Below are 21146 nucleotides of genomic sequence, written 5' to 3' on the forward strand. Positions count from 1 at the left end.
GTGATGCTCGGTAGAGGGCCCCGGCGGGTGGTTGACGCCGGGGCCCTCTACCGATGTCAGGCGCGGGAACGGGGGAAAGTCCTCTCCGTTCTCAGGTGATCCGGCCGTCGGTCAGCTGGTTCCGCTGGTGTCGTCGAACGTCCACACCGCTCGGGCGCCCGGGCCGACGGTGAGGGTCGAATGGCCGAGCTGTTCCTCGTGGCGGTAGGGCACGGGGTGATTGAGGGACATCTCGACCCGCCGCATCCCCGCGTGTTCGCGCGTGACGACGTCGTAGCGGATCGTCGTGCCGCCGCCCTGGGCGACGATGCCGCCGTTCGCCACCGACCTGACGGCGAAGCCGCCGGCCCGCAGCAGCGGCACCGTGTCGGCGAGGTCGCCCGCGGTGACCGCGAAGCGGACCGAGGTGACGTCACGCATCAGGTGGTCGCGGTAGAGGTCGGACAGATAGCGTTCCCGGCCGACGTCACCGGGGAAGGCGGGGGGCTCGGTGTTGCCGCGCGGGTCGGCGAAGTACTCGGGCCGGTACTCCATCGCCCAGGCGTCGTAGCCGTCGTACTCGAGGGTGGTGAGCACCGCGTCGAACCACGGCACCGGGACGCCGTCGCCGAAGTCCCGCGTCTGGAGGAACAGGACCGGGTCGGGGACGCCTTCCGCCCGCAACCGCTCGATCACCGTGGCCTGGTCACCGGCCCGCTCGGTCGACAGCCCCGTTCCGGCGGAGCCGAGGAGGCCGTCCTGGCCGGGAACGTCGCCGACGCCGAACAGTTCGAAGTAGGTCTCGCGGCCCATCAGATACCGGCCGGTCCAGGTCTCGCCACCGGAGCCGGTCGTGGTGCGGACCTGGAAGTTGGCGAACTCCCGCAGATAGGTGGAGTGCTCGATGGCGTCGGCGGTCTCCCGGTCGAACACCCCGTAGGCGTGGTTGTAGTAGAGCAACTGCCGTTCAGGTGACGGTGGCTGGTTCTCCTGGGCGGCGGGCGCCGCGTTCGCGGCACCTCCCTGCACCGCCGCTGCGAGGGCCACAGCGATGACAGTGATCATCCGTAACGTTCTTCGAAGCAGCATGTGAGCGATCGTAGGACGGAGGATTTGCGTCCGCTGGTGATTTCCGGGACGGCTGTGCCGCCCCCCTCGATCGAAGGTGCCGCACAATGGGGCAGGTGATCGACGGTACTTCGCCGGCAACGGACGTCCCACCGCCGCACCGGTTGATCGACGACGACCGGCTGGCCGGGCACTCCGTCGTGGCCAACAGCACGATGAACCGGGAGCGGGTCCTGACCGGCGTCAACAGCTACGCGCGCGAACTCGGCTTCGACCCGGCCGAGTTCCTCGACAGTCGCGGCCCGGCGCCCTCCTGGCTCGACCTGTGCAGCGGCGAAGGACAGGCCCTCCGCGCCGCCTCCCGGCAGCTTCCCCGAGCCGTGATCACCGGTGTCGACCTGGTCGGCCCGCTGCGGCGGGCGGAACTGCCCGACGGCCTCGAACTCGTCACCGCCGACCTCGGTCAGTGGTCCCCGGCCCGCCGGTACGACCTCGTCACCTGCGTCCACGGCCTCCACTACATCGGCGACCGCCTCGCCCTCCTGGAACGGGCGGCCACCTGGCTCACCAGTACCGGCCTCCTGGTCGCCCACCTGGACCCGGCGACCCTGCGGCGCCCCGACGGCACCGACGCCTCCCGGCCCGTCCTCGCGGCCCTGCGCGCCGCCGGCTTCGACTACTCGGCCCGGCATCATCGGCTCAGCCTGCGGGGCGGGAGGCCGGTCCGGCTTCCCTTCACCTACCTCGGGGCCAATCCCGACGCGGGCCCCAACTACACCGGGCAGCCGGCCGTCGCGTCGTACTACCGCGACGGTGGACGGTAGGCGCCGTACAGCTGTCCAGCCGTACGGCCGTGCGGTCTCCTCAGTGCGGGGCGTCGCCGACCAGCACGAACGGGGCGCGGCCCTCGCTGCCGTCCGGCAGACGCCAGCCCGCGGTGACCTGTCCCCGGGTCCCGGCGGTGGCGAGACCCTCGGCCCGCTCTTCCGGCGCCGGGAGGGTCCGCGTCACCCGCAGGGCCAGGGTGCTCTCCGGCCCACTGTCCGCCCCGGGCTCCACCACTACGGCGGTGCCGTCCTGGCCGTCGGTGACCGCGAGGGACGCGACCTCGGCGGAGAAGCCGGCCCCCGTGAAGTGACCGGTGACCGAGGGGTCGGGAGTGCCGCTCACACTCTGGGCCTGCGCTTCGGCTCGGCCCTGGAGGAACGCGAGCAACTGGGCCACGAGCACCGGGTCATGGGCCCCGTCGTAGATCCACCGCTTGCCCAGCACCCCGTGCTCGGAGGTCCCCACGAGTGCCTGGTCGGCTCCGCCCAGCGGCGCGCCCCGGTAGCTGAGCGGCACGTGGTAGGAGACGGGGGTGTCGCCGGACGTATCCGTGACCACCATGAACTCGATACCCACCTCCCCCTCGGGATCATCGAGCCGAAAACCCCCGGCCTTGGTCAACTCAGGCTCCCGACCCGATGCGACATACCAGGGCCGGCTGGGCAGCCAGGCCGCGAGCAGCTCCAGCTTGCCGGGGGACATGGTCGTGTTGTGGATGACAGCCATGCCTCGTGAACTTCCCGCGGCGGCTGATGATTCCCCTCCCGGGCCCGGGCCCGGAGTGCGCGGCGGCGTGCCCGTGCGGGTGCCCTGTAGGCCCTCGTCCAGCTGGGACCCGTACGGCGATACTTCCCTCCTCGTGAGACGTGATGATCTCCGCCGGGCAGCCCGGGCCGACCGGAGGGTCACGTGGGTATCGCGCTCAACTCGGCTGCGGTGCACACAACTTGTTCACCTCCTTGTCGCTGTTCTTCACGGCTCGGCACGGGTCCGACGGCACGGGAGCAATTACCGTGCCCGGAAGATCGACGGAGTTCACAGCTACGAACTCACAGCTACGAGTTCACAGTTCATGGTTCAGCGTTCAGAAAACGTTCTGGAGACAAGCCCGATGAAACTCGCCAAGCGACTCGTCCTCGCCACCACAGCTTTCGCCGCCGTAACCGCCGGCACGCTCGCGAGCGCGACCGTCGGCCAGGCCGCACCCGTGCAGCCCGCCCGTCACGGCGTCGACGCTCCGGCCGCACTGAAGGTCCCCGAGGGCAACAGACTCACCGGTGTCTTCTCCGCCGAAGGCGTCCAGACCTACACCTGCACCGACGGCGCCTGGAAGCTGCTGGAGCCCGCCGCCACCCTGTGGGCCAGGGGCGACCGTTCCCACCGCACCGTCGCCCTCCACTCCCGCGGCCCGGTCTGGGTGTCCACGGTGGACGGCAGCGCGGTCAACGCCGCCGCCGTCGCCAACTCCCCCAAGACGGGCACGATCCCGGAGCTCCTCCTCAAGTCCACCACCACGCGCGGCGCGGGCGTCTTCGCCGACGTCTCCTACATCCAGCGCCTCAACACGCACGGCGGCGTGGCCCCTGCCGCCGCCTGCACCGGTACTGACCAGGTGAGCGTTCCGTACTCCGCGACGTACGCGTTCTACAAGCCGGTCAAGTAGTCGTGGCTCGTCCAGTCGTGGATCGTCAACTTCCTTGATCTCAGGGCCAGAAGCGACCTGATACGGCGGGCCCCGGTGTCAACAGGCATCGGGTCCCGCCGCAGTTGCTGCTGCCACGAGAGCTTCCGCCGTCGCCTGGTCAGCCGGCAGAAACGCCTCCAGTTTCAGTTCGGCGAGCGTCACGTCGATCGCCGTGGCGAAGGTCGTCACCGTCGTCATCAGGCGCAGCTCCCCGTACGACGACCGCAGACGGAGCGGAACCGCGAAACCGAGCAGGCCGTCGGTCGGCCCCGGTTCGGGGACGTACTCGGCGAGTTCGGCGCGCAGCTCCTCCAGATGACCCAGTCGAGCCAGGATGTGCCGCGCCCATTCGGCGAGGTTGAGAATGCGGGGAGCCAGACCGTCGGGATGCAGCGCCAGACGGTAGACGTTCGTCCCCGGTCCCACCAGCTCGGCGGCAACGCCCTCGGTGATCAGGTCGAATGCCGAGTTCGCGGCGATCAGGTCACCGCGCCGGTCCGCCACCAGCGCCGGATACGGCAGATGTCCACGCAGGATGTGGTCGATCGCGGTGCGTACGGGGGCCAGTCCCGGGTCGTCGAGCGAACTCTCCACGTAGACGGGCGCGTACCCGGCGGTCGTCAGCAGTTCGTTGCGCTCGCGCAGCGGCAGTTCCAGCGACTCGGCCAGGCGTACCACCATGTTCCGGCCCGGAACGGACCTGCCTGACTCGATGAAACTGACATGCCGTTGGGTCGTCCCCGCCCGCAGCGCCAGATCGAGCTGGCTGATGTGACGGCGGGTGCGGCGTTCGCGTAGAGCGCTGGGGAAATCCATGACAACCGTTGTAACGGGGGCTGTGGGGGCCCGGCCATTCCTTGCGGGGAATTGTCGCCCCGCACACCGAAGACGACGATCTCCGGCATGGACATCGGTGTGCTGCTTCCGACCGGAACCGCCCAGTGGGGCGAGACCGACGACCCCCGAGAGCTGATCGGCTTCGGCCGTCGGGCCGAACGTCTCGGCTTCTCCTCGCTCTTCGTCAACGACTCCCTGATCAGCCCCCGCGTCGAGGCCCTGACGATGCTGGCCGCGCTCGCCCCGACGACGGACAGCGTGACGTTGGGAACAGCCGCACTGCTGCCGTTCCTTCGGCGGCCGGTCCAGGCCGCACAGTCACTGGCGTCGATCGACCTGCTGTCCGGCGGCCGGCTCACCGTGACCGTCGGCGCGGGCTTCCCCGGCCGCTTCGGGCAACCCCTGTACACGCTGTCCGAAGTGCCCTGGGCAGGACGCTTCACCAGGCTGGACGAGACCGTCGCACTGTGGCGGGCCCTGTGGGACGGCGCTACCCACTTCCACGGCCAGATTCTCCGGCTCGATGACATCCCGCCCATGACCAGGCCGTTTCGCGCCGGCGGCCCGCCCGTCTGGCTCGGGGGCGCCACCCCTTCGGCGCTGGCCCGGACCGGCCGGCTGTACGACGGATGGCTGCCCTACCCACCCGACCCCGCTGACTACGCGTCGGGCGTCGCCGCCATCCGCTCCGCGGGTGCCGATGCCGGCCGGTCGGCCGAGGACATCACCTGCGCCCTGTTCGTCTCGGTACGGATCGATGACGACGCCGAACGCGGCCGCCGGGAGATGGACGCCTACGCTCAGGCCACATACGGCATGCCCCTCGATCAGCTGGAGAAAATCCAGGCAGTCGTCACCGGCTCCGCCGCCCAGGTCCGAGAGCGTCTGGAAGAGTACGCGGCTGCCGGTGCTCGGCACATCGTCACCCGTCTCGGGGCTCTTGGCCTCCGCTCCCAGCGCGACCAGTTGGAGCGGCTCGCGGAGCTGCTCCCCGCGCTCCGCAAGCTGACGCTGACACAGAAGCTGACATGGAGCTGACGTAGGAACTGACGCAGGAGCTGACACGGAGGGGGCCCGGCCTCGGCACATTCCTGAGTCGGACCGTGCTCAGAAACCCTGTGGCGTACCGCTCTCCCGGGTTTCGAGAAGCTCGTCGGCGTGCTCGATCGCCCAGCGGCCCAGGACCGCCATCGGGCCCTCGACCAGGCTCCGTCCGAGGCCGGTCAGGGCGTACTCGACGCGGGGTGGTGCCTCGGCGTGGGCGTGGCGTTCGAGGAGTCCGGCGGTGAGCAGACGGCGCAGGGACTCGGTGAGGACCTTGTCGCTGATGCCGCCGATCGCCGTACGCAGCTCACGGCGCCGACGCGGCCCCGGGCGAAGAGCCGCCAGTACGACGGGATCCCAGGTGTGGGTGAAGAGATCGGTGGCCGCGCGCAGACGGCAGTCGGCGACGAAGTCGAGGCAGTGTGCGTCGTGATCGGTCATCTCGCCGCCCATCATCCTGTGCCGGTCACGCACCGATCGGTGCGTATCGCCCCGCATACCGTGCCTACCCAACCAACCACGGTGTGAGAGGTGGCGACGATGCGTATCGGGATCCTGGGGACAGGGACACTCGCGGCGGGCCTGGGCGAGGGCTGGGCGCGGGCGGGGCACGAGGTGGTGATCGGCGGGCGGTCGCGGGCGAAGGCGGAGAGTCTTGCCGAACGGCTGGGGCACGGTGTGCTTGCCGTCCCGCCGCGTGAGGTGGTCACCGGGCGAGACGCGGTGCTGCTCGCCGTGTCGTGGGACGGCGTCGAGGACGCGCTGAAACTGGTGGGCGCGGCGGACGGCGTACTCGACGGGACGCCGTTGATCGATCCCACGAACGCCGTGGCACATGGTGTCGGCACGCTGCTCACCGGACAGGGGGAGTCGATGGCGGAGCGGATCGCCGGGCTCGCTCCAGGAGCCGGGGTCGTGAAGGCGTTCCATCTCTTCCCCGCCGCCCAGTGGACGAGCCCGCCCGACGCCGGCGGGCCCCGGGTGACGGTGGCGATGTGCGGCGACGACACGGCGGCACTGAGCGTCGTCGGTGAACTGGTACGGGACGCCGGCGGGATCCCGGCGACTCTGGGCGCTCTGGATCGCGTCCGTCAGCTGGAGGAGGTGGCGGGCTTCGTCATCGGCCTGGCGTTCGCGGGGTTCGACCCCAACTCGGCCGTTCCCCAGGTCCCGGTGGCCCGCGATCGCGGCAGCGCCCAGGGGTAGCGGTCCTGCGTACGCCCGTGCGCCCGTCCGTCGGCCGGGCAGGATGCCCACCGTGCCGCCCGGAATTGCCCGGAACCCTCGCGCGTTGAAGAAGCGGGCGAGGGCTGCCGGTGGTGTGTGGGCCGGGTAGCCCGAGTGATCGAGCCGACAGGAATTGGAGGGCTGCAATGGCTGCGCAGACGCAGAGGGCCGTGCTGGCGGGCGGATGCTTCTGGGGGATGGAGGAGTTGATCCGCCGTCTCCCCGGCGTGACGGCGACCCGGGTCGGCTACACCGGTGGTGACGTGCCGAACGCGACGTACCGCAACCACGGCACGCACGCGGAGGCCATTGAGATCCTTTTCGACCCCGAGGCGACCGATTTCCGCGCGATCCTGGAGCTTTTCTTCCAGATCCACGACCCGAGCACCAAGAACCGCCAGGGCAACGACATCGGCCTCAGCTACCGTTCGGCGATCTACTACGTGGACGACGAGCAGAAGCGGATCGCCGAGGACACGATCGCCGACGTGGACGCCTCCGGCCTGTGGCCCGGCAAGGTCGTCACCGAGGTGGAGCCGGTCGGCCCCTTCTGGGAGGCCGAGCCCGAGCACCAGAACTACCTGCAGAACTACCCGAACGGCTACACCTGCCACTTCCCGCGCCCGGGCTGGCGACTGCCCGCTCGCGCGGAGGGCTGACCGCGGAGGGGGCCGGGGACAGGGAGCTGGGGACAGAGGGCTCAGCTCACCCGAGCCCCGCCCCCGCTCCTGCCCCGCCCCCGTCTACTCCAGCCCCGTCTCCACGTCCGTCTCCGCCGACACGACCGCCCGCGCCGACAGGTTGCGGATACGGCAGTAGCGGGCCGCCATTCCCGTGCCGTGGTAGCGCCACGGCAGGGCTTCCACGTACCCGTCGACCAGCCTGAACTGCTCGATCGCGGCCTCGTCGCGGTCCTGGAGCGAGAGGTAGTACGCCAGGAGGTGGCGCAGTTCCGGCAGGCGCGGGTGGGCCGGGTCGGCGTTCACCCGGGCGATCATCTCGGGCGTGCTGTCGGCGGCGGTGTCCTTCGAGTCGTCGTGCTCGAAGTGGGCGATCAACGGCAGGACCGTCAACAGGCTGCCCAGGGGTGCGGCTGCCGCCGCGCGCTCGGCGAACTCGGTCGTACGGGCCCCGGGGGCAGGCAAGACATGATCATGCCACCCGGTGTCCGCTTACCCTCGAAGCCCCTCGCGGACGCTCCCCGAACCATTCCTTGCCCGGTCCCCTGCCCTACCTACTCCCCTCCCTCACCGCAGCAGCGTCGCCGGGCTTCCGCCGTTCGCCTCGTACCCCGCCACCGCCAGCGCCCGGTACACCGCGAACTCCGACGCCGGGTCGGCGGTGAGGGTCCAGGGGAGCGCGCCCACGTGGCCGTCCACGTGCACCAGCTGGTTCATGGCCTCCGCCCAGCGCTCGGAGCGCACCAGGAAGAAGATCAGCAGATGGCGGACATGAGCGAGCATCGGGTCGTCGGGACGGGCCGCGTGGACCGCGTACAGAGCGCCGTGGATCGCCTTCGTCACCACCTCGCTCTGGTAGAAGCCGCTGACCAGGTTCACCTCGGGAAGGTGCTCGAAGACCGCGAACAGCGGCATCGCCGCCAGCAGCGAGCCCTCGGGAGCCCGGGCCGCCGCCGCCTCCGCGAACGACATCGCCAGCGCGCGCGAGCCGTGCCACTTCTCGCACCAGTAGTGCAGCGCCGCCAGATGCGCCCCCATGTGCTCCGGAGCACGGTCGAGGATCTTCAGCCAGAGCTGCTCGAACTCGGGCTGGGAGTAAGCCAGTCCGCGCGCCACCGACAGCTCCACGATGTACGGGACCGGGTCACCGGGGGAGAGGAGCGCCGCGTCGCCGCACGCCGCCTTCGCCTCCTCCATGATGATCCGGAACTCGTCCGTCCCGGGCGTCGACGTCCGCCACGCCTGCTGCACCAGGAACTCCGCGTGCACCGCCGCGCCGCCCGCGTCCTTGGGCGACTCCGTCCGCCACACCCGCAGCCACTGGCCGCCCGGCGTCTCGCTCACCCCGCCGGGGCGCTGCCGCAGCTCCAGCGACGCGGCGCCCGCGAAGGCCTGCACACGCTGCCAGCGCCGCTCACCGTCCTTCTCCGTGCCGGCGAGGAGCTGCGCCGCCGCTCTGTAGTCCTGTGTGCGCTGCACGACGTCCAGGACGTCCAGCAGATCCTGGTCGGGGCCGGGCATCCGGATGTCCAGCGCCTCCTGCCGGACGAAGCCGTAGTTCGCCGGGTCCGCGGCGTCCGGGTCCCCGGGGGCGACCTGCTGAATACCGGCACTCCTGCGCCGCAGGAACGGCAACACCACGAAGCCCAGCATGACCAGCGCCATCAGGACCCAGAGAATCTCCATACCCCAAGCGAACCAGACGCCTCTGACAATTGGCGAACCAGGCCCGTCCGGGCCGCCCCGCACCCGGTCCCACAGGCGCCGGCCGACATCAGTCCCAGGAGCGCACTACCCTCGGTGCACATGAGCGACAGGCACATCAGTCAGCACTTCGAGACACTCGCGATCCACGCGGGCAACACCGCGGATCCCCTCACCGGCGCGGTCGTCCCGCCGATCTACCAGGTCTCGACCTACAAGCAGGACGGCGTCGGCGGGCTGCGCGGCGGCTACGAGTACAGCCGCAGCGCCAATCCGACCCGCACCGCCCTCGAAGAGAACCTCGCGGCCCTGGAGGGCGGTCGCCGCGGTCTCGCGTTCGCGTCCGGACTGGCGGCCGAGGACTGCCTGTTGCGTACGCTGCTCAGCCCCGGCGACCACGTGGTCATCCCCAACGACGCCTACGGCGGCACGTTCCGCCTCTTCGCGAAGGTCGTCGCCCGGTGGGGCGTGGAATGGTCGGTCGCCGACACCAGCGACCCCGCCGCCGTACGGGCCGCCCTCACCCCGAAGACCAAGGTCGTGTGGGTGGAGACCCCCTCCAACCCGCTCCTCGGCATCACCGACATCGCCGCCGTCGCCCAGATCGCCCGTGAGGCCGGCGCCCGGCTCGTCGTCGACAACACCTTCGCCACGCCCTACCTCCAGCAGCCGCTGGCCCTCGGCGCGGACGTCGTCGTGCACTCCCTGACCAAGTACATGGGCGGTCACTCCGACGTCGTCGGCGGCGCCCTGGTCACCGGCGACCAGGAACTCGGCGAGGAACTGGCGTACCACCAGAACGCGATGGGCGCGGTCGCCGGGCCCTTCGACTCCTGGCTGGTGCTGCGCGGCGCCAAGACGCTCGCCGTCCGGATGGACCGCCACAGCGAGAACGCCACCAGGATCGCCGACATGCTCACCCGGCACGCGCGCGTGACGCGCGTTCTGTACCCGGGGCTCCCGGAGCACCCCGGTCACGAGGTCGCGGCCAAGCAGATGCGGGCGTTCGGCGGCATGATCTCGTTCCAGGTCCAGGGCGGCGAGGAGGCGGCCGTCGAGGTCTGCAACCGCGCCAAGGTGTTCACCCTCGGCGAGTCCCTCGGTGGCGTGGAGTCCCTGATCGAGCACCCGGGGCGCATGACACACGCGTCCGTCGCAGGGTCGGCCCTGGAGGTGCCGGGCGACCTCGTCCGCCTCTCCGTGGGCATCGAGAACGTCGACGACCTCCTGGAGGACCTCCAGCAGGCCCTCGGCTAGGACCTGTCCCGGGCCGGCCGGAGACCCGGTCACCGCGACCGGGTCTCACCAGCCGGTCACGGGCGGAGTCGTCTGCGAGGGCGGCTCCACCCAGGGCTGGACCGTCGCCGCCCACACGCTGAAGACGAGCACCGCGGCGATCAGCAGCAGCCACATCAGCCGCCGCGCCGCCTGCCTGCGCCGCAGCATGCGGCTGCCGCGCCGTACGACCTCCACGTACAGGTCGGGCGGCACCGGGGGCGGCCGGCCCTCCATGATCTGCCGCGCGGCGACCTCCCGGTCCCGCCGGCTCATGACGGCACCACCTTCGGCCCGGCCACCACGGGCGGCGCCGGGCCCGGCGGCGGGTGCAGCAGCGTCGCCGTCGCACGGTCACAGATCGCGTGGACACGCTCGGTGGGCAGCCCCAGCAGCGCCGCCGTCTGCTCCTCGCCGACCCCCTCGTACAGCCGCAGGACCAGGATCAGCCGCTGCTGGGGGGTGAGTACGGCCAGGGCGCTGCCGGGGTGCGGACGGGCCCGGCCGAGGCCGCCGTACTGGTGCCACGCCCCGCGCGCGAAGCGGACGGCGAGGTACTGGCGGGCCCGGTCGTACGGGTCCTCGCCGCGCATCCGGTCCCAGCTCGCGTACGTGTGCGCGAAGGCGTACGTGAGCAGGCGCCGCGCGCGCGGGTTGTCCCGCGGCGCCTCCGCCGTGAGCAGCGTGGCCGTGTGCAGCAGCCGGCCGGCCGCGCCCGCGACGAACGCCTCGAAGTCCCGGCCCGGTCCGGTACCGGGGGACGTCTGCGGTTCTCGCACCGTGCCTCCCGCCGTAGGACAAGGCCCCGGTCTCATCTGAGGCCAGGTGCTGCCCGTCGTCAAGAGTCAGGAAGCAGCAGTCCACCGGCGGGCAGGCACGCGCGCGTGCGCGACGGTTTCGGCGCCGGCGTCAGGAGGCGGGTCCCGCTTCCCCCACCGGGATGCCCTGGGCGGCCTGACGGGCGGAGAGCGCGGTGTTGAAGCGGGTGAGGAGCGTGCAGAACACCTCACGCTCCTCCGGTGCCCACTCCTGCGTCAGCTCGGCCATCAACTGGCGCCTGGAGGACCGCACTTCCTCCAGCCGCGCGAGCCCGCGCGGGGACAGCTGGAGGACCACGGCGCGGCCGTCCTCGGGGTGCGAGGTGCGCTTGACGAGGCCCGTGTCGACGAGCGGAGCCACCTGCCGGGTGACCGTCGACGAGTCGATGCCCATGCTCGCCGCGAGCGCCTTGACGCCCATCGGGCCTTCCTTGTCGAGGCGGTTGAGCAGCAGATACGCGGCGCGGTCCATCGAGTTGCGCACCTGCCCGACTCCCCCGAGCCGGGTCTGTTCGGCACGGCGCGCGAACACTGCGACCTCGTGCTGCAACGTGTCGAGGAGACCGGCGTCATCGACGGTCGTCATGTCCATCGACATCTCAGGTGTTGTGGGCATGGCCGGGGGCTCGCTTCATGAAAGGGGGTGCTGGGTTGGGGGACAGGGTACGCGGCCGGAAGGCGGGCCGTACCGACGCTGAGTAAACAGGTCTCGGAGCTTGGTCACACCGAGAGTCCGCGCCTGTGAACTGCGAGACTTGAGTCATGAGCTACAGCACGGCTGACTCCTTGCACTCCTTGCGCCCCGTCACTCTCGACGACGTACGCGGTGCCCAGAAGATGCTCCTGGGCGTGGCGCGGATGACCGCCATGGAGGGCAGCCGGCACCTGTCCCAGCTGGTGGGCGCGCCGGTGCACTTCAAGTGCGAGAACCTCCAGCGGACCGGGTCCTTCAAGCTGCGGGGCGCGTACGTCCGTATCGCCGGGCTGCTGCCCGAGGAGCGGGCCTCCGGTGTCGTCGCGGCCAGTGCCGGCAACCACGCGCAGGGGGTCGCGCTGGCGTCGGCGCTGCTGGGGGTGAACGCCACGGTGTTCATGCCGCAGGGCGCGCCGCTGCCCAAGATCAGCGCTACCCGCGAGTACGGCGCCGAGGTGAGGCTGTCCGGGCAGGTCGTCGACGAGACGCTGGCCGCCGCCCAGGAATACGCGGACCGGACGGGCGCGGTGTTCATCCACCCCTTCGACCACGCCGACATCATCGCCGGGCAGGGCACGGTCGGTCTGGAGATCCTGGAGCAGTGCCCCGAGGTCCGCACGATCCTCGTCGGGATCGGCGGGGGCGGCCTGGCCGCCGGCATCGCCGTCGCTGTGAAGTCGGTGCGGCCCGACGTACGGATCGTGGGCGTACAGGCGGCGGGCGCGGCGGCGTATCCGCCCTCGCTGGCGGCCGGGCGGCCGGTTTCCGTGGCGAACCCGGTCACGATGGCCGACGGGATCAAGGTCGGGCGGCCCGGTGACGTGCCGTTCGGGATCATCGACGAGCTGGTCGACGAGGTCCGCACGGTCAGCGAGGACGAACTGTCGGCCGCGCTGCTGCTCTGCCTGGAGCGCGCCAAGCTCGTCGTGGAACCGGCGGGGGCGAGCCCGGTCGCCGCGCTGCTGAGCCGGCCCGGGACTTTCGAGGGGCCGGTCGTCGCGGTGCTGTCCGGTGGCAACGTCGACCCGGTGCTGCTGGAGCGCATCCTGCGCCACGGCATGGCCGCACAGGGCCGCTACCTGGCGGTTCGGCTGCGTCTGACGGACCGGCCGGGCGCCCTCGCGACGCTTCTCGGGGTGTTGTCAGTGGTCGACGTTAATGTCCTCGACGTGAGCCATGTCCGGACCGACCCGCGACTCGGCCTCACGGAGGCGGAGGTCGAACTGCACCTGGAGACGAAGGGGCCGGCGCACTGCGCCGAGGTCGGTCTGGCGCTGCGCGAGGCCGGTTACACGGTCATCGGCTGAGACCGGAGCCTCGGCGGGCCACGGCCCGACGGCCCGCTGTCACTCGGACGGGTGGCTCTGGAAAAATACCTTGAGAGACGCGATACATCGCGTTATGGTGTGTGTCACGCCACCGCACTCGCCTTCTCATGCGCTTGCTCATCCTCCTCTTCCCCGCCGGGTGGGGCAAAGGAGAAAAATCTGGGCTTCTTGCGGCAATCCCCCAACGACGTGGAGAACTGATATGCCAGGCGCCATCTACGCCGAAGGTCTGGTGAAGACCTTCGGCGACGTGAAAGCTCTGGACGGCGTCGATCTGGACGTCCCAGAAGGCACGGTCCTAGGCCTGCTCGGACCGAACGGAGCAGGTAAGACCACCACCGTCCGCTGTCTGACGACCCTGCTGCGGCCCGACCGCGGCACGGCGGTCGTCGCGGGCATCGATGTCCTGAAGCACCCCGACGCGGTCCGCCGCTCGATCGGCCTGTCCGGCCAGTTCGCGGCGGTCGACGAGTATCTGACCGGCCGCGAGAACCTCCAGATGGTCGGTCAGCTGTACCAGATGAAGGCGAAGCCGGCGAAGGCCCGCGCGGCCGAACTGCTGGAGCAGTTCCACCTCACGGACGCCGCCGACCGCCCCGCGAAGACCTACTCCGGAGGCATGCGCCGCCGGCTCGACCTCGCGGCGGCCCTGGTCGTCTCCCCGCCGGTGATGTTCATGGACGAACCGACGACAGGCCTCGACCCGCGCAACCGCCAGCAACTGTGGGGAGTCATCAAGCAGTTGGTCTCCGGGGGGACGACCCTGCTGCTGACCACGCAGTATCTGGAGGAGGCCGACCATCTCGCGCACGACATCGCGGTGGTCGACCAAGGCCGCGTCATCGCCCGGGGCACCTCCGACCAGCTCAAGGCTCGCACCGGCGGCGAGCGCGTCGAGGTCGTCGTGCACGAGCGCGAGCACATAGCGACCGCGTCCGAGGTGCTCAACGGCTTCGGCAAGGGCCAGGGCGAGGTCACCGTCGAGGAGCACATGCGCAAGCTCACCGTGCCCGTCACCGGCGGCGCGAAGCTCCTCGCCGAGGTCATCCGCGAACTGGACTCCCGCGGCATCGAGATCGACGACATCGGCCTGCGCCGCCCGACCCTCGACGACGTCTTCCTCTCCCTGACGGGCCACGTGGCCGAGGTGAAGGACAGCGAGAACGGTGAGAACGGCGGGAACGGCGAGCAGAGCGAAAAGGGGACCACCAAGTGAGCGCCGTCAGCGATTCGATGATCATCGCCCGCCGGAACCTGATTCGGATGCGCCGGATTCCCGAGATGATCATTTTCGGGCTGTTCCAGCCCATCATGTTCGTCGTGCTGTTCACCTATGTGTTCGGCGGCTCGATCCAGGTCGGTTCGTCCACCTCCACTCAGGCATACCGCGAGTTCCTGATGGCGGGCATCTTCGCGCAGACCGTCACCTTCGCCACCGCCGGTGCGGGAGCGGGCATCGCCGACGACATGCACAAGGGGCTCATCGACAGATTCCGGTCGCTGCCCATGGCGCGGGGCGCCGTGCTGACCGGCCGCACCGTCGCCGACCTGGTGCAGACAGCGCTCACTCTCGTCGTCCTCGCGATCGTCGCCCTGATCATCGGCTGGCGTACGCACGAGAACATCGCCAAGGTGCTCGCCGGATTCGCCCTGCTTCTGCTGCTCGGGTACGCGTTCTCGTGGATCGGCGCGCTCATCGGCCTGTCCGTGCGCACACCGGAAGCGGCGACCTCGGGCGGGCTGATCTGGCTGTTCCCGCTGACGTTCATCTCCAACGCGTTCGTGGACGCCAACCAGATGCCGGGCTTTCTGCAGCACGTAGCCGAGTGGAACCCCTTCAGCGCCACCGTGCAGGCCGCGCGGGAGCTGTTCGGGAACCTTCCCCCGGGCTTCGAGGCGTCCGACGCCTGGCCCATGCAGCATCCGGTGTGGGCGTCGCTGATCTGGTCGGTCGTGATCATCGTCGTCTTCCGCACGCTCGCGGTCCGCAAGTACCGCCGGGTGGAGAGCTGACATGCCGATGCCCCCGGCGCCAGGAGGGCGCCGGGGGCATCGCAAGGGCCGAGGCAGGGGATTCCGAAAGGTCAGGCCTGGTAGGGCACGGCCTTGAGGATCTTCACGGTGGCGAGCTTGCCGTTGGGCAGCTCGTACTGGGCGTCCGCGCCGACCTTCTTGTCGCTCACTCCCCGGCCCAGCGGGGACTGCGGCGAGTAGGTCTCGATGTCGGAGCTGGCGTACTCGCGGGAGGCGAGCAGGAAGGTCAGCGTGTCGTCCTCGTCGCCGTCGAAGGCGATGGTCACGACCATGCCGGGCGCGACCGTGCCGTTCGCCGCCGGAGCCTCGCCGACCTTCGCGTTCTCCAGGAGCTGGGTCAGCTGGCGCACACGGAGCTCCTGCTTGCCCTGCTCCTCCTTGGCCGCGTGGTACCCGCCGTTCTCGCGCAGGTCGCCCTCCTCACGCGCGGCGGCGATCTTGGCGGAGATCTCCGTGCGCGCAGGACCAGTAAGGTGCTCAAGCTCGTCCCTGAGCTTGTTGTACGCCTCCTGGGTCAGCCAGGTGACGTTCTCGCTGGTCTGGGTCACAGGTGCTCCTCGTAGGTACTGGGAATACAAAGCATCGCCCTACCCAGAAGAATGTTCCTTCACGGATGGGCGAAACCACGAGCCTAACAATTCAGCGGCGAGAGGGGGAGGACATAAGCCGTCAGAAGTATGTCGACGCAGGTCAGTGGTTGTGTGATGAGAGTGACCCCGCGGATTTCCCCGGCGCCGGCCTCGGTGGCGGCCCTGGTCGGCGGCCTCAGTCGGCGTGGCAGCCGAGCAGCTCGGCCGTGGTGCCCTGGGACGTCGTACGGAGCGTGACGGCCTTGTCGATGCGGGTGGCGTCGCCGTCGAAGCGGAAGTCGGCGCGACCGACCTCGGCGCCGTTCTCGGCCTGGGAGCGGACCGTGCAGTAGCCGTGGGTCCCGGAGTCCTTGCGGACCTCCAGATGAACCCTGACCGAGTCCTCGTACGTCTTGAAGGTGATGATCTCGGCACTGATCTTGGTACCGACGACATAGTGGTAGCCGAACCAGCCGACCACGACGAGCAGTACCGCTCCGAGTGCGGCGGCGGCGATCCTGAGTTTGCGGTCGGCGCGCTCGTCCGTGGAGCGGCCGTACCGTCCCTCGGGCAGTCGCGTGGTCGCCGTACTCATGATCGTCCTCTCCGCGAGAGCCCTGAAAGGCCGGGCCCCGGAATTAATGGCCGCTCGGTTCGGTCACTATAGAAGCCTCCCACCCGCCACCCGACCGCCGCCCCTCATCGACGTCCCTTCGGGACGGCCCCCATTGAATGCCCACTCACACCGGGCGCCGACTTACTGAGGATTGAGTCTTGACTGATCAGCTGCGACTGATGGCCGTGCACGCGCACCCCGACGACGAGTCGAGCAAGGGTGCGGCCACCATGGCGAAGTACGTGTCCGAGGGGGTGGACGTGCACGTCGTGACCTGCACGGGCGGAGAGCGCGGGTCCATCCTCAATCCGAAGCTGCAGGGCGACAAGTACATCGAGGAGCACATCCACGAGGTACGCAAGAAGGAGATGGACGAGGCCCGCGAGATCCTCGGCATCAAGCAGGAATGGCTCGGCTTCGTCGACTCCGGCCTGCCCGAGGGCGACCCGCTGCCGCCGCTCCCCGAGGGCTGCTTCGCCCTGGAGGACGTCGACAAGGCGGCCGGAGAGCTGGTGAAGCAGATCCGCGCGTTCCGTCCGCAGGTCATCACGACCTACGACGAGAACGGCGGGTACCCGCACCCCGACCACATCATGACCCACAAGATCTCGATGGTGGCCTTCGACGGCGCGGCGGACACCGAGGCCTACCCGGAGTCGGAGTTCGGCCCGGCGTTCCAGCCGCAGAAGCTGTACTACAACCAGGGCTTCAACCGGCCGCGCACCGAGGCGCTGCACAACGCGCTGCTCGAACGCGGCCTGGAGTCGCCCTACGGGGACTGGCTGAAGCGCTGGTCGGAGTTCGAGCGCACCGAGCGCACGCTGACCACGCATGTTCCGTGCGCGGAGTTCTTCGAGATCCGCGACAAGGCGCTGCTCGCGCACGCCACACAGATCGACCCCGACGGGGGCTGGTTCCGGGTGCCGCTGGACCTTCAGCGGGAGGTCTGGCCGACGGAGGAGTACGAGCTCGCGAAGTCGCTCGTGGACACTTCCCTCCCCGAGGACGACCTCTTTGCGGGCATCCGCGACAATGCCTGACATGAGTGCAAGCGCAAGCCTGGCAATGACGCACCTCGTCTCCTTCGCGGCGGAGGTGGACGAGGACAAGGTGACCCCCGGCGTCCTCGGCTTCATCGTGTTCGCGGTGATGGCTCTCGCCGTGTGGGCCCTGATGAAGTCCATGAACAAGCAGATGGGCAGGATCCAGTTCAAGGAGGCGCCGGACCCCGCGGGGACCCCCGGCGCCACCGACGAAGCGGCCAAGGCCACGGCGGCGAGGGCAACGGCCAAGGAGACGGTCGACGGAGCCACCAAGAGCTCCGCCAAGGGATCCGGGCGGGATTGAGGCCGCACCACCGGGTGCCCGGCACCCGGTGACCGCACCTCCCGCCTGCCGCCCGGCTACCGTCGGCCGGCCGCCGCCACCGGCACTCCCATGACCTCCCGGGCGTGCCGGTTCGGGATCATGCCCAGACGCCACGCCTGCCAGCCCGACTCCAGGGCCACGCCGCGCTCCAGGAGAAGCTGGTAGGCGTCGACGTAGTCGTCGAGTTTCTCGTCGCGGGACGGATGGCGGCCACGCGAGAGCTGGGTCAGCTCCTCCTGAGCCACCGCCGTACCGATGTCGACACCGCCCGGGGCCGCGTACGGCAGGAGCGTGCAGCGCAGGAAGCGCGCCCAGTCCTCGCCGCGCCGGTCGCCGTACGAGGTGAACAGGCCGATCGCCTCGTCGCACAGGGCCAGCGCCTGCTGAGTACGAGTGTTGCCGGCGTCGACCACCGCCAGCTCCAGACACGTCCAGGCCTCGCCATGGGCGACCCCGATGCGCTGGAAGTCGGCGCGGGCGTCCACCAGGAGCTGCCGGGCGAAGCCGGAGTTGCGCAACGAGCCCGTCTGGACCGCCCGTTGGTCGCGGGTGACACGCGCCGAGTGATGGCGGGCGCAGGCCAGGCCGTAGACGTCCCGGATACGCGAGAACATCGTGCGGGAACGTTCCAGCTCGCGCACCGCCAGATCCAGGTTGCCCGTCTCCTCCAGGGACTGGCCCAGGTAGTAGACCGACCACGCCTCGCCGCGCGCGTCCTCGTTGTCCCGGTGCACAGCCGCCGCCCGCCGCAGCCCGTCCACCGCCGCCGACGCGTCCCCGGCGACCAGCCGCGCCCGGGCCAGCTGGGTCAGCGCCCAGGCCTCACCACGGGCGTCGCGCGTACGGCCGTACAGATCGAGGGCCGTACGCAGTTCGGACTCGGCGCGCGGTACGTCGCCCATCCGCAGGCCCAGCTGACCGAGCTGGAAGTGGGCCCACGCCTCGCCGTGGATCGACTCGCCCTCGCGGTGCAGGACCAGGGAACGGGTCAGCAGGTCCCAGGCCTCGGCGAGGCGGGAGCGGTCGCGTTCGACGGCGGCGAGAGCGTGCATCGTCCAGGCGCGGTCGGTCGCCAGTTCGGGAGCCTGCTGGAGATCCAGGGCCTCCTGGAGTTTCGCCGCCGCCTCGACCAGGTTGCCCTGGTGGTGCAGCGTGATACCCAGCGAGCACAGCGCCCGGGCGGCGCCCGCGTCGTGATGGGCCTCCATGTACAGCTCGACGACCGACGTGAGCGTCGTACGCGCCTTGTCCAGCTCGCCCAGCTGACGGGCCGCGATACCCGTACGCCACTGCACGGAACGGACCAGCAGCCCCTGGTCCACCGACTCCGCGAGCTCACTGATCTCGCCGAGCCGGTAGAGGTCGCCGCGCAGCAGGCAGTAGTCGCACAGCGCGCCCAGCAGATTGAGTACAGCTGCCTGGTTGACGCCCTCCGCGTGCCGCAGCGTCGCCGTGATGAAGCTCGACTCGTCGTCCAGCCAGCGCAGCGCCTCGTCGAGAGAGGTGAAGCCGTGCGGGCTGAAGCGGTCCGAGCGGGTCGACATGTTGCCGTCGACCAGACGCAGCACCGAGTCGGCCAGCTCGCCGTAGCTCACGATCAGACGTTCCTGCGCGGCCGTGCGCTCCGCCGGTTCCTCCTCGTCCAGGAGGCGGGCCTGCGCGAAGGCACGGACCAGGTCGTGCAGACGGTAACGGCTGCCCCGGACATGGTCGAGCAGGCCCGCGCGGGCGAGCGCGTCCAGCTGACGGGTCGCCTCCGTCCGGTCCGTGGCCAGCAGGGACGCCGCCGCGGCGGCGCCGAGCGAGGCCCGCCCGGCCAGCGCCAGCCTGCGCAGCAGCCGCCTGCCCTGCTCCGACTGGTCGGTGTAACGCAGCCACAGCACCCGCTCGACCGGCTCCACCGGCCCGTACGCGCCCAGGTCCGCGGCCAGTTGACGCCGACTGCGCGACCCGAGCGAGGAGCCCGCGATACGCAGGGCGAGAGGCAGCCCGCCGCACAACTCCCGTATCCGCTCCTCGGATTCGGCGTCGTACGGATCCCGCCCCGACCCGGCCGCCGCCACTGACCCCGATGCCGGCCCCGACCCCGGTTCCGGCCGCGAGGACGCGCTCAGCAGTTCCTCCGCGCCCGCCGCGTCCAACGCCTCCACGGGCAGCTGATGCACCCAGAACGGCAGGTCGTCCGGGAGGGCGAGAGGCTCGCGCGCGGTGACGATGACGAGGCTGTCGGAACGCTCCGGGACCAGGGTGCGGACCTGCTCGGGATCCTGGGCGTCGTCAAGGACGATCGTCACCGGGACACTGGTCAGATGCTGGTTGTACAACTCGCTCAGCCTTCTGACCTGCTGCTCCGGTGACGAACGCTCACGGAACAGCAACTGCTCGCGGGACGCGCCGAGCCGGTTCAGCAGATGCAGCAGCGCGTCCCGGGTGGGCAGCGGTGCCTCCTCCGGGCTGTCGCCGCGCAGATCCACCACGCACGCCCCCCGGAACTGGTCCCGCAGATCGTGCGCCGCGTGGATCGCGAGCGCGCTGCGGCCACTGCCGGACGCGCCGTGCAGCACGACCAGGGTCGGCCGGGTCTCCGTACTCGCGCGGGCCGCGTGCACCCACTGCCGGATCCGGGCCAGTTCCTGACGCCGACCCGCGAACGGCTCGTCCGGATCAGGGAGTTGGGCGAACGACTGCTCCAGGACACTGCGCCTGCGGGCCGCCGCACTCTTGTCGCTGCCGCGCAGCTTCGGCCCCGACTTCTTCGGCCCGGTGGACGCGCTGAGCACCCGCTGCTGGTCGAGGAACGGGCGGATACCGCGTACCTCCAGCGCCGTCAGCCAGCTCAGCCGCAGCTGCTCGGGACCGCCGGGCTGACCCACAGCGCCGGCGCGATGATGAGCGGCCGGCACATGGGAGGCCGTCACCTTCAGCACGGTCGCGACGGCGCCCACCACCCCCACGGTCAGCGCCGCGCCCACGGCGGTACCCGCCCCGGTGCCGAGCGCCAGGTCGGCGATGCCCGCCGCGACCGCGGCAACAGCCGCCACCAGCAAGGGAGTTCCGGCGCCCTCCCGTGCGTAGCGCTGCCCGAAGGTGAGCTGCCCGGCCTTCGCCTCGTCGAGCGCCCGCGTGTACTCCTCGTACTCCTCCGCGGACGACTGCGCCATCGCGTCAAGCGCCCCGCGCGCCCGCGTGAGCAGCACACTCCCGTCCGTACGCCCACCGGACCGCCGCACCTCTTCCTCCACGGCCCGGCCCAACAGCCGCTCGGCTTCCGCCCGGTGGCTGTCCCGCATGGTGTGTCCCCCTCTGGCAGCAAATCTGACGGCAATTCGGCAGCAACGGCTGCTCCCCGGTGGTTCCTTGGTCAAGTGTCCTGCGGACGGCGCATCGGGGCGA

Annotated in this window: 22 protein-coding genes and 1 pseudogene; 11 read left to right on the plus strand and 12 right to left on the minus strand. The window is 70.4% G+C overall.

Features of this window, described 5'->3' with window-relative positions:
* Nucleotides 1–111: 111 nt before the first annotated feature.
* The gene (locus tag OG241_RS36335; protein ID WP_405826627.1) at nt 112–1044 is read right to left on the minus strand and encodes a DUF5829 family protein; all 933 of its coding nucleotides are present in this window, start codon (nt 1042–1044) and stop codon (nt 112–114) included.
* 119 nt (nt 1045–1163) lie between these two features.
* Between OG241_RS36335 and OG241_RS36340 the strand changes: the two genes are divergently transcribed.
* Nucleotides 1164–1871, plus strand: a complete 708-nt coding sequence (locus OG241_RS36340) for a class I SAM-dependent methyltransferase (protein ID WP_405821502.1) — start codon at nt 1164–1166, stop codon at nt 1869–1871.
* Nucleotides 1872–1911: 40 nt separating this feature from the next.
* Here the strand turns inward: OG241_RS36340 and OG241_RS36345 are convergent, their stop codons facing one another.
* Nucleotides 1912–2601: a maltokinase N-terminal cap-like domain-containing protein gene (locus OG241_RS36345; RefSeq protein ID WP_405821504.1), complete on the minus strand. Its 690-nt coding sequence runs from the start codon at nt 2599–2601 to the stop codon at nt 1912–1914.
* Nucleotides 2602–2986: 385 nt separating this feature from the next.
* On the opposite strand from OG241_RS36345, the gene OG241_RS36350 reads away from it, so the two are divergent.
* Nucleotides 2987–3538: a DUF3455 domain-containing protein gene (locus OG241_RS36350; RefSeq protein ID WP_405821506.1), complete on the plus strand. Its 552-nt coding sequence runs from the start codon at nt 2987–2989 to the stop codon at nt 3536–3538.
* A gap of 78 nt (nt 3539–3616) precedes the next feature.
* Here OG241_RS36350 and OG241_RS36355 read toward each other — a convergent pair whose 3' ends face one another.
* Nucleotides 3617–4375, minus strand: a complete 759-nt coding sequence (locus OG241_RS36355) for a helix-turn-helix domain-containing protein (protein ID WP_405821507.1) — start codon at nt 4373–4375, stop codon at nt 3617–3619.
* 87 nt (nt 4376–4462) lie between these two features.
* Here OG241_RS36355 and OG241_RS36360 point away from each other — a divergent pair, with 87 nt between their 5' ends.
* Entirely contained in the window at nt 4463–5434 is a 972-nt protein-coding gene (locus OG241_RS36360; RefSeq protein WP_405821509.1) for an LLM class flavin-dependent oxidoreductase, read from the plus strand.
* 69 nt (nt 5435–5503) lie between these two features.
* Here OG241_RS36360 and OG241_RS36365 read toward each other — a convergent pair whose 3' ends face one another.
* The gene (locus tag OG241_RS36365; RefSeq protein ID WP_405826629.1) at nt 5504–5881 is read right to left on the minus strand and encodes a winged helix-turn-helix transcriptional regulator; all 378 of its coding nucleotides are present in this window, start codon (nt 5879–5881) and stop codon (nt 5504–5506) included.
* A gap of 99 nt (nt 5882–5980) precedes the next feature.
* Here OG241_RS36365 and OG241_RS36370 point away from each other — a divergent pair, with 99 nt between their 5' ends.
* Both OG241_RS36370 and msrA read left to right on the plus strand, forming a co-directional pair.
* On the plus strand, nt 5981–6646 hold the full coding sequence (locus tag OG241_RS36370; protein WP_405821511.1) for an NADPH-dependent F420 reductase: 666 nt from the start codon (nt 5981–5983) through the stop codon (nt 6644–6646).
* Nucleotides 6647–6813: 167 nt separating this feature from the next.
* A complete protein-coding gene (msrA, locus tag OG241_RS36375) occupies nt 6814–7326 on the plus strand; it encodes a peptide-methionine (S)-S-oxide reductase MsrA (protein ID WP_405821513.1) in 513 nt (170 codons plus the stop codon).
* A gap of 84 nt (nt 7327–7410) precedes the next feature.
* On the opposite strand, the pseudogene OG241_RS36380 reads toward msrA, so the two are convergent.
* Together OG241_RS36380 and OG241_RS36385 are read right to left on the minus strand one after the other, a co-directional pair.
* A pseudogene (locus OG241_RS36380) lies at nt 7411–7785 on the minus strand (hypothetical protein); the annotation flags it as partial.
* A 129-nt stretch (nt 7786–7914) separates the two neighbouring features.
* Nucleotides 7915–9033: a hypothetical protein gene (locus OG241_RS36385; protein ID WP_405821515.1), complete on the minus strand. Its 1119-nt coding sequence runs from the start codon at nt 9031–9033 to the stop codon at nt 7915–7917.
* A gap of 120 nt (nt 9034–9153) precedes the next feature.
* Between OG241_RS36385 and OG241_RS36390 the strand changes: the two genes are divergently transcribed.
* Nucleotides 9154–10308: a cystathionine gamma-synthase gene (locus OG241_RS36390; protein WP_405821516.1), complete on the plus strand. Its 1155-nt coding sequence runs from the start codon at nt 9154–9156 to the stop codon at nt 10306–10308.
* A gap of 45 nt (nt 10309–10353) precedes the next feature.
* Here OG241_RS36390 and OG241_RS36395 read toward each other — a convergent pair whose 3' ends face one another.
* From OG241_RS36395 to OG241_RS36405, 3 genes are all read right to left on the minus strand, one after another.
* A complete protein-coding gene (locus OG241_RS36395) occupies nt 10354–10602 on the minus strand; it encodes a hypothetical protein (protein WP_405821518.1) in 249 nt (82 codons plus the stop codon).
* Complete coding sequence (locus OG241_RS36400; RefSeq protein WP_405821519.1) at nt 10599–11105, minus strand: sigma factor-like helix-turn-helix DNA-binding protein; 507 nt, start codon at nt 11103–11105, stop codon at nt 10599–10601. The genes OG241_RS36395 and OG241_RS36400 overlap by 4 nt, the downstream gene beginning before the upstream one ends.
* Nucleotides 11106–11235: 130 nt before the next feature.
* On the minus strand, nt 11236–11742 hold the full coding sequence (locus OG241_RS36405; protein WP_405826630.1) for a MarR family winged helix-turn-helix transcriptional regulator: 507 nt from the start codon (nt 11740–11742) through the stop codon (nt 11236–11238).
* 164 nt (nt 11743–11906) lie between these two features.
* On the opposite strand from OG241_RS36405, the gene ilvA reads away from it, so the two are divergent.
* The 3 genes from ilvA to OG241_RS36420 all read left to right on the plus strand — a co-directional run bounded on the left by ilvA (nt 11907) and on the right by OG241_RS36420 (nt 15179).
* Nucleotides 11907–13145 (plus strand): threonine ammonia-lyase, encoded by a 1239-nt coding sequence (gene ilvA / locus OG241_RS36410; RefSeq protein ID WP_405821521.1) that lies wholly within the window; start codon nt 11907–11909, stop codon nt 13143–13145.
* A gap of 223 nt (nt 13146–13368) precedes the next feature.
* Nucleotides 13369–14382: an ATP-binding cassette domain-containing protein gene (locus OG241_RS36415; protein ID WP_405821522.1), complete on the plus strand. Its 1014-nt coding sequence runs from the start codon at nt 13369–13371 to the stop codon at nt 14380–14382.
* A 17-nt stretch (nt 14383–14399) separates the two neighbouring features.
* Complete coding sequence (locus OG241_RS36420) at nt 14400–15179, plus strand: ABC transporter permease (protein ID WP_405826632.1); 780 nt, start codon at nt 14400–14402, stop codon at nt 15177–15179.
* A gap of 71 nt (nt 15180–15250) precedes the next feature.
* Here the strand turns inward: OG241_RS36420 and greA are convergent, their stop codons facing one another.
* The gene (gene greA, locus OG241_RS36425) at nt 15251–15748 is read right to left on the minus strand and encodes a transcription elongation factor GreA (protein ID WP_319092307.1); all 498 of its coding nucleotides are present in this window, start codon (nt 15746–15748) and stop codon (nt 15251–15253) included.
* Nucleotides 15749–15965: 217 nt separating this feature from the next.
* Entirely contained in the window at nt 15966–16364 is a 399-nt protein-coding gene (locus OG241_RS36430; RefSeq protein ID WP_405821524.1) for a DUF4307 domain-containing protein, read from the minus strand.
* Between the two features lie 179 nt (nt 16365–16543).
* Here OG241_RS36430 and mca point away from each other — a divergent pair, with 179 nt between their 5' ends.
* Entirely contained in the window at nt 16544–17425 is an 882-nt protein-coding gene (gene mca / locus OG241_RS36435; protein ID WP_405821525.1) for a mycothiol conjugate amidase Mca, read from the plus strand.
* Nucleotides 17418–17732, plus strand: coding sequence for a hypothetical protein (locus OG241_RS36440; protein ID WP_405821527.1), 315 nt, complete (start codon nt 17418–17420; stop codon nt 17730–17732). The genes mca and OG241_RS36440 overlap by 8 nt, the downstream gene beginning before the upstream one ends.
* Nucleotides 17733–17788: 56 nt before the next feature.
* Here OG241_RS36440 and OG241_RS36445 read toward each other — a convergent pair whose 3' ends face one another.
* Entirely contained in the window at nt 17789–21043 is a 3255-nt protein-coding gene (locus OG241_RS36445) for a tetratricopeptide repeat protein (RefSeq protein ID WP_405821529.1), read from the minus strand.
* Between the last annotated feature and the right edge of the window lie 103 nt (nt 21044–21146).

The sequence above is a fragment of the Streptomyces sp. NBC_01390 genome (assembly GCF_045040105.1).
Lineage (GTDB): Bacteria > Actinomycetota > Actinomycetes > Streptomycetales > Streptomycetaceae > Streptomyces.